The organism is Bradyrhizobium sp. (genome assembly GCF_019242285.1).
Classification (GTDB): domain Bacteria; phylum Pseudomonadota; class Alphaproteobacteria; order Rhizobiales; family Xanthobacteraceae; genus Bradyrhizobium.
This window is the reverse complement of record NZ_JAFAVV010000287.1, coordinates 1-6,387: the sequence shown is the minus strand read 5'-3', so window position 1 is coordinate 6,387 and position 6,387 is coordinate 1. Positions and strand designations below refer to the sequence as shown.

Genomic DNA, 6,387 nt, shown 5'->3' with positions numbered 1-6,387 from the left:
TCAGGGCTATATCGAGCCGCATGCGTGTCTCATCAGCGTGGCCGCCGATGGCAAGACCACGATCTGGAGCTCGAGCCAGGGCCAGTTCATGGTCCGCGCCATGACGGCCTATCTCACCGGCATCCAGCAGAGCGACATCCGCGCCATTCCCGCCGAGATCGGCGGCGGTTTCGGCGGCAAGACCATCGTCTATCTGGAGCCGCTCGCCGCGCTGCTGGCGAAGAAGTCCGGCCGGCCGGTGAAGATGGTGATGACCCGCGAGGAGGTGATGCGCGCGACCGGGCCGACCTCGGGCTCGAAGAGCACGGTCAAGATCGGCGCCACGAAAGATGGCAAGATCGTCGCCGCGCAGGGCACGTTCTATCTGCAGGCCGGCGCGCTGCCGGGCTCGCCGATCCGGGGCGCCGCCGGCTGCAGCTTCGCGCCCTATGACATCCCGCATGTCCTCTCGGTCGGCTACGACGTCTGCTCCAACCGTTCCAAGGTCGCGGCCTATCGCGCGCCGGGCGCGCCGATCGGCGCCTACGCCGTGGAATGCGTGCTGGACGAGGTCGCCAGCGCGCTGAAGATGGACCCGCTCGACTTCCGTCTGAAGAACGCGGCGCGGCAGGGCATCAAGGCCGCGCACGGCCCGGTGTTCCCGCGCATCGGCTATGCGGAGACCCTGCACGCGGCGAAGGAGCATCCGCATTACTCCGCGCCGCTCGGCAAATGGCAGGGCCGTGGCGTGGCCAGCGGCTTCTGGTTCAACGCCGGCGGCGAATCCTCGGCGCAGGTCAACATCACCGAGGACGGCAACGTCGTGGTGACGACCGGCCACCCTGATATCGGCGGTTCGCGCGCCGGCATCGCCAATATCTGCGCCGAATTGCTCGGCATCGACTACAAGCGCATCTCGGTGATCATCGGCGACACCCAGACGGTCGGCTTCTCCAACCTCACCGGCGGCAGCCGCGTGCTGTTCGCTTCCTCGATGGTGGTGACGCAGTCGACCGAGAAGATCATTGCGACCTTGCGCGAGCGCGCGGCGAAGATCTGGAACATCGATCCCGAAGCCGTGAAGTGGGAGAACGGCGCCGCGCATCCGGTGAGCCCGAATGCCGGCGAGTTCGAGCCGATCACGCTGGCCGAGCTCGCGGAGAAGGCGCCGGCGATGGGCGGTCCGATCGGCGCCGGCGTGCAGCTCAACACCCAAGGCGCCGAGGGCGGCTTCGGCACCCACATCTGCGACGTCGAGGTCGATCCCGATCTCGGCATCGTGCGGGTGATCCGCTACACCGCGGTGCAGGACGTCGGTCGCGCCATCCACCCGGGCTATGTCGAAGGCCAGCTCCAGGGCGGCGTGGCACAGGGCATCGGCTGGGCGCTCAACGAGGAGTACATCTACAACAAGGCCGGCAAGGTCGATAATCCCGGCTTCCTCGATTATCGCATGCCGGTCTGCTCCGACCTGCCGATGCTCGACTGCGTGCTGGTGGAAATCCCGAATCCCAAGCATCCGCAAGGCGTGAAGGGCGTCGGCGAGGTGCCGCTGGTGCCTGTCATGGCCGCGGTCGCCAACGCCGTGCACAACGCGCTCGGCTTGCGCTTCTACGACCTGCCGATGTCGCCCCCGAGGGTCGCAGCCGTGCTGGACGCTGCCACGCAGCGTCAGGCGGCGGAGTGATCAAGTAGGGCGGATTAGCCGAAGGCGTAATCCGCCATGTCTCGTCGTTCGACGTTGCGGCGGATACGCTTCCGCCTTCGGCGGGCAAGTCGCTAATCCACCGTCCGCACCTACTTTTTCTCGCCAGGCCCACCTCGATCAGCAGCCGTAGCCCGGATGAGCGCAAGCGACATCCGGGTCCGTCTCCCCGCATGTGGCTCCGCTCATGCGGGCTACCGATCACGCAACACCGCGCTCAAAACGCCACCTGCGTACGCATCGCGACGGCGTCGAATTTGGCGCCGGCGTCGCCGAAATTGGTCGAGCTGATCTGCTTGGTGATGTCGCCGTGCAGATAGTCGAGCATCAGGCGCACGTTCTGATTGGCGTACCAGTTGAGCCCGAGCGTGTAGATGTTCTGCCGGCCGCCGGCGACGCCGAGCGCCGATCCCACCTTGTCGTTGAGATCGATCGTCGAGAAGCGTCCGGCGATCTCCCAGGCGCCCCAGCCGCCGCCATCGATCGCGAACGGGTGCAACGGCTTGATGCCGCCATAGGCGGCGGCGGACGCATTGTAGGGGCGCGTCTCGCCGGTGAGCACGTAGCCGACCTCGCCATAGCCGCCCTGGAACTGCAGGCTCGGGGCGCCGAACGGCGGCAGGCCGGTCGAGGCATCGCGCTGGACGTTGAACCAGAAATACTCGCTCTGGAAGAACAGCGATCCGTAGTTGCCGGCCGCTTCGACGCTGTAGACCTGCGCCTGCGAGACGTTGGCGAGCGCGCCGGTCGTGACCAGCACGGTGGGATCGATGCGCAATTCCGGACGATCGCTCAAGGTCAGGGTCTGCGCGCCGCTGACGAGGTTGTGTGGCGGCTGGATCAGGGCCTCGAAATCGGCGCCGAGATGGAACGTGTAGTTGTCGCCCTTCACGACCTGCCCGGCGACACGGGCGACCGTGCCATACTGCTCCGTCGAGCCTGGCGGGTTGATGCTGGAGGCGGAGTGGATGGCGCCGGTGGTCGGTCCCGTGACATAGGCGCCGGCCCAGAGCCGGTCGTTCCACCAGCGCGTGCCGATCGCGGAACGGAAGTCGCCAGCGGCGATATTGGTGGCAATGATGCCGGCCGACGCGCGTTCCATGAACATGATGTCGTTCGAGCTCGAGGCCTCGTCGAGCGTGTAGGCGAGGTCGAAGACGCCGCCTTCGACGGCGAGCGTGCCGCCGAACGGCTTGATTCCAGTGTAGCTCAGATAGGCGTTCTCGACGCCCGACACGCCGCCGCCGGGCAGGAACCCGACCGGCACGCCGCCAGCGCTCGCCGTCGAGGCAAATCCGTCCGACGAGCCGCCGAAATCGTAGATCAGCGCGTAGTTCCAATCGCCCAGGAACTTGCCGACCACGCCGATGCGGGCGCGGCGCACGTTTTCGCCGCTGTCGAGACGCTGCGGCGAGGTCGCCGCCGTGTTGGGCCGGTAATCGTAGCCGCCGACATCCCAGTGCAGGCGGCTGGTGATCGCGACGCAGTTCTGGTTGTCCGCGGTGCAGATCGTCGGCCGGTTGCCGGGCATCGTGACGACCACGCCCGAAGCCGGCGCCGGTCCCTTGACCGGGATCGCCGCATTGGCGTTCGCGACATGCTCGGCCTTGGCGTTGGCGTCTGCGGCCTTCGCGCCAGCGCTGGCCGCCGCCGCGGCATTGGCGCTCGACTGCTTCTGCAGCTTCTCGATTTTCGCTTCCATCAAGCGGAGCTGTTGCTTCAGCGCGGCGATCTCGGCGTCATTGCCGCCGCTCTGCGCCTGCGCCTGCGACGTCGCCAGTGTCCCGAGCAGGCCCGCCGCAGCCGCCGTCGTCATCCATCCTTTTGTCATTGCAACTATTCCTTTCAAGGAAATGTTCCCCAGCCGAGATGGTAGGGATGATGCATGACAGGCAAAGAGATCGGGCGTGAACGCGAGACATAATGTCTGGTTGTGGCAGACGTGCAACGGATTCGCCGGGTTCGATGGAGTAGCTGTGTCTCGGTCGAACCGAAGGAAATGACCGGCGCAGGCCAGCGCAGTTGCCGCCTGCGCGCACGTCGGCGCGATCACGGAATTTCTGATCACGACTCGCAGGATGCGCCGTGGCGCACGGATGGGTGGGCTACTTGCTCAGCCGGTCGAACTCGTCGGGATCGTGCGTGCAGCAGATCGAGATAGCGGGACGCTGCCGCAATCGTCGCACCGCGTCCTCCGACGCTATCCGCTGCGCACGATCGATCTCTGCCTTTCTGATCTGAAACAGCAATCCGAGCGGAGCGCGCCGCGGCGGGCTGTCGATCTGCCGGCGGCTGTAGTACGCGTCGCCGGCGTGGAAGAACCAGGCGTCGTCGCCGCGCTTGACGGCCACGCCGCTGTGGCCGGGCGTGTGTCCCGGCAGCGGCACCAGGCGAACGTCCCAGCCATCGAACAGGTCGACCTGGCAGGATGGCAGTCCCATCCAGTCGGCGCCGAAGCGGTCATAGGTCGCCCAGTCCGGACCATGCCGCCATTGCTGCGCGGCATAGCGGCCCGGCTGTACAGCGGGCTGTCCCTTCACCGCGGCCCTGTGCTCGGTATCATGAACGTGCACCTTGGCCCACGGAAAATCCGCAAGCCCGCCGGCATGGTCGCGGTCGAGATGCGTCATGACGACGTGGCGCACGTTGTGCGGATCGAATCCCAGCGCGCCGACCTGCGCGATCGCGGTCTCGGCGGGATCGAGGCTCGGGCGCCCCTTCTTGAGAAAGGCGGCCGGAAGCTGGTCACGGTTGTTGATGTCGTTCAGGCCGATGCCGGTATCGACCAGGCAGAGCTCGCCCGCGCGCTCGATCAACAGGATGTGGCAGACCATGCGCGCCCGCTCGAACAGCCCGCCGCGTCCATTGACGAGAAGGGCGCTCGGCGGCGACATCGTGCCGGCGTTGAGATGGAAGAGCCTGAGGGTCATGGGCCGTCCTTCGCTTGGAATGGACGCCGTTGCTACAGGTCGAAGGGCGGCCGGGCAAATCACCAAGAAAAGATCATCCTCGTGATGATGCCCAGCAGCAAGCAGGCGCAGCCCGGATCAGCGACTCGTCCGCCGAAGCTCGAAAGCGTAGGCGGAAGCGATATCCGGGAGTGGCATCCGCATGTCGCTCCGCTCATGCGGGCTGCGGGCTGCCGTGTTGTCGCGGCAAACCTAGGCCGCCGCCCGCTTTCGCTCATGCGAGAGCGAGGAGAGGATCGCCCTCCGGTCACCCGATGTCAGCGCGCATCAAGCGAGCCTCGACATCAGGGGGTGGCTCAACTCCTCGGAGCCGAAGCCGCCGCCGGACTGACGCGACGATCGGGTCCGAGGGAACGCTCGATCCGGCTCGGCGTTGGCTCGGCATGGAGAAGATTTCGCAGCTCGTTGAAAATGCGTTCATGATCGCCTGGGAGTTCCTCGAAGCCAACGGCGAACTCGGCGACCCCGACGCGTCTGCCGTCGAGTTGCTCGATACCATCGAAGCCATGATCAAGACCGGAGAGCGTCGCCGCATCCTGATTGCAAATACTGCGATTGACGCCTATCGGCGGAGACGCGGGAGAAGCGGAGCGAGTCATGGACAAGCTGACCAGGCGGGAGCAGCCTGACCGCTCCAAGATCAATATGCAGCGCCGCTACGAGGTCAAGTACTGGACCCATGCGCTTGGCGTGTCGAAGGAGCGGCTGCAGCAGGCGGTCGACAAGGTCGGCAATTCGGCCGCTGCCGTCCGCAAGGAACTGGCGCAGCAGACGTAGCTGTAGGCCCGTAGCCCGGATGAGCGACTCGTCCGCCGAAGCTCGGAGAGCGTAGGCGAAAGCGATATCCGGGTTGGTATGTGTCCTGCATGTCGCTGTTCGCTCATGCGGGCTGCTGGCTGGCTGTCCATGGTCGGTCATCCCATGCTGCCCGGCATGAAGCAACGCACCTGCGGGTGCCCATTCAGCCATGTCGGCCAGACCATGGTGCGGCCCGCGAGATTGGGCTCTGTGATGAGGGCATCCTCGGGCACATCGACCCATTCGCCGTCGATCTGGACGCGGTAGTGGCCGTCGCGCGCGATCCAGTCGACGTCCGAGAGCGCGCGGCCGTCGGCGTCGGAGCAGCAGCGGCCCTTCTTGCTTGCGAGCTGGTCGAACCAGCCGTGCAGCGGGGAGTGAGTGTATTTTCCATCCAGATCGCGGGCAGAAGCCAGCGAAAGCGCACCCAATATTGCACCAAAAGCGATTAACAATCTGATCCAAATAGACATTGCACCCCTTTCCAGCGGTTGTCGGGTCACCTCCTTTGTCGTTTCCTGCCATGATTTTCCCGAGCAAGAAGCGGGCCAAGCGGCCCGCCGATTGTCAGGAAGGCGCGACAGTGTGCGCGCCGTGGACATCGCTGATTCGCGCCAACCGATGAGGATGAGCAGGAGTGGAGCCGCATGTCGGCCCAATACGGGTCTTAGCGGCCTCGAAACCGCTCGCGCTGAACAGGTCATTCCACGCAGCGGCTCAAGCGGGTCGGCGGCGCCGGCTCGGCCACCGAACCTTTCTATTTCCTTTTTTCCGAAATCGTGTATATTGGGCGCGTCCCGATTCCACCAGGAGGGGCGCTTCGCGATCGTCACGGACGTTGGGAGCGGGATGCGATGGACGCGTGTGTGCTGCGAGACGAGCAGCAGGCCGCGGACTGCCAAGGCGTGTGGTCCTGGTCCCCCGACGCTGGGATCA

6 protein-coding genes are annotated in these 6,387 nt (G+C 65.7%); 3 read left to right on the top strand and 3 right to left on the bottom strand.

Features of this window, described 5'->3' with window-relative positions; all coding sequences use genetic code 11:
* The coding region (locus tag JOY90_RS10985) for a molybdopterin cofactor-binding domain-containing protein (protein ID WP_291691161.1) at window positions 1-1,666 on the top strand (1,666 nt) is incomplete at its 5' end.
* Between the two features lie 235 nt (window positions 1,667-1,901).
* Here JOY90_RS10985 and JOY90_RS10980 read toward each other — a convergent pair.
* Together JOY90_RS10980 and JOY90_RS10975 are read right to left on the bottom strand one after the other, a co-directional pair.
* On the bottom strand, window positions 1,902-3,515 hold the full coding sequence (locus tag JOY90_RS10980; protein WP_291691160.1) for an OprO/OprP family phosphate-selective porin: 1,614 nt from the start codon (window positions 3,513-3,515) through the stop codon (window positions 1,902-1,904).
* 274 nt (window positions 3,516-3,789) lie between these two features.
* Window positions 3,790-4,614: an MBL fold metallo-hydrolase gene (locus JOY90_RS10975; RefSeq protein WP_291691159.1), complete on the bottom strand. Its 825-nt coding sequence runs from the start codon at window positions 4,612-4,614 to the stop codon at window positions 3,790-3,792.
* Window positions 4,615-5,036: 422 nt separating this feature from the next.
* Between JOY90_RS10975 and JOY90_RS10970 the strand changes: the two genes are divergently transcribed.
* Both JOY90_RS10970 and JOY90_RS10965 read left to right on the top strand, forming a co-directional pair.
* Window positions 5,037-5,282, top strand: coding sequence for a hypothetical protein (locus tag JOY90_RS10970; RefSeq protein ID WP_291691158.1), 246 nt, complete (start codon window positions 5,037-5,039; stop codon window positions 5,280-5,282).
* On the top strand, window positions 5,251-5,430 hold the full coding sequence (locus tag JOY90_RS10965) for a DUF3606 domain-containing protein (protein ID WP_291691157.1): 180 nt from the start codon (window positions 5,251-5,253) through the stop codon (window positions 5,428-5,430). The genes JOY90_RS10970 and JOY90_RS10965 overlap by 32 nt, the downstream gene beginning before the upstream one ends.
* A 137-nt stretch (window positions 5,431-5,567) precedes the next feature.
* Here the strand turns inward: JOY90_RS10965 and JOY90_RS10960 are convergent, their stop codons facing one another.
* Entirely contained in the window at window positions 5,568-5,924 is a 357-nt protein-coding gene (locus JOY90_RS10960) for a hypothetical protein (protein WP_291691156.1), read from the bottom strand.
* Between the last annotated feature and the right edge of the window lie 463 nt (window positions 5,925-6,387).

Bases quoted from the DNA above. Each gene is read 5' to 3' on its own strand.
- JOY90_RS10980 (WP_291691160.1), bottom strand. From the start codon at position 3,515: ATGACAAAAGGATGGATGACGACGGCGGCTGCGGCGGGCCTGCTCGGG.
- JOY90_RS10975 (WP_291691159.1), bottom strand. From the start codon at position 4,614: ATGACCCTCAGGCTCTTCCATCTCAACGCCGGCACGATGTCGCCGCCG.
- JOY90_RS10970 (WP_291691158.1), top strand. From the start codon at position 5,037: ATGGAGAAGATTTCGCAGCTCGTTGAAAATGCGTTCATGATCGCCTGG.
- JOY90_RS10965 (WP_291691157.1), top strand. From the start codon at position 5,251: ATGGACAAGCTGACCAGGCGGGAGCAGCCTGACCGCTCCAAGATCAAT.
- JOY90_RS10960 (WP_291691156.1), bottom strand. From the start codon at position 5,924: ATGTCTATTTGGATCAGATTGTTAATCGCTTTTGGTGCAATATTGGGT.